This window comes from Rossellomorea vietnamensis (assembly GCF_008180415.1).
GTDB lineage: Bacteria > Bacillota > Bacilli > Bacillales > Bacillaceae_B > Rossellomorea > Rossellomorea vietnamensis_C.
Genome location: NZ_VTEI01000039.1, coordinates 1 through 797 on the forward strand (window position 1 = coordinate 1; position 797 = coordinate 797).

2 rRNA genes are annotated in these 797 nt (G+C 48.2%); both read right to left on the minus strand.

The annotated features are described in order from the left end of the window. Positions 1-291, minus strand: a 23S ribosomal RNA gene (locus tag FZC78_RS23350); the annotation flags it as partial. 257 nt (positions 292-548) lie between these two features. Beyond that, a 16S ribosomal RNA gene (locus tag FZC78_RS23355) occupies positions 549-797 on the minus strand; the annotation flags it as partial.

Below are 797 nucleotides of genomic sequence, written 5' to 3' on the forward strand. Positions count from 1 at the left end.
AGAGGCAAGCCTCTTGGTTTGGGCTAATCCCGTTTCGCTCGCCGCTACTCAGGGAATCGCGTTTGCTTTCTCTTCCTCCGGGTACTTAGATGTTTCAGTTCCCCGGGTCTGCCTTCCATACTCTATGTATTCAAGTATGGATACTGCACCATTACGTGCAGCGGGTTTCCCCATTCGGAAATCTCCGGATCAAAGCTTACTTACAGCTCCCCGAAGCATATCGGTGTTAGTCCCGTCCTTCATCGGCTCCTAGTGCCAAGGCATCCACCGTGCGCCCTTCATAACTTAACCAAATGGTTAATCTAACAATATCTCATAAGAGATATCCTAAAATGGCGATTCTCGGTTCTTTCTTGACTTTCTTCTTCTAACTTTATCTAGTTTTCAAAGAACAATTGTTTGATGGTCATCACGTCGAAAGGAGAATTGAAAGCTCCGCTTCGCTGCGCAATGGTAATGAGGGTTATTTTCGCTAGGCGAAAAAACCTAATTAAACCATCAAAACTGAACAAAACCAAACAGAAACGTCACGTCTCATATATCCTTAGAAAGGAGGTGATCCAGCCGCACCTTCCGATACGGCTACCTTGTTACGACTTCACCCCAATCATCTGTCCCACCTTAGGCGGCTGGCTCCAAAAGGTTACCTCACCGACTTCGGGTGTTACAAACTCTCGTGGTGTGACGGGCGGTGTGTACAAGGCCCGGGAACGTATTCACCGCGGCATGCTGATCCGCGATTACTAGCGATTCCAGCTTCATGCAGGCGAGTTGCAGCCTGCAATCCGAACTGAGAA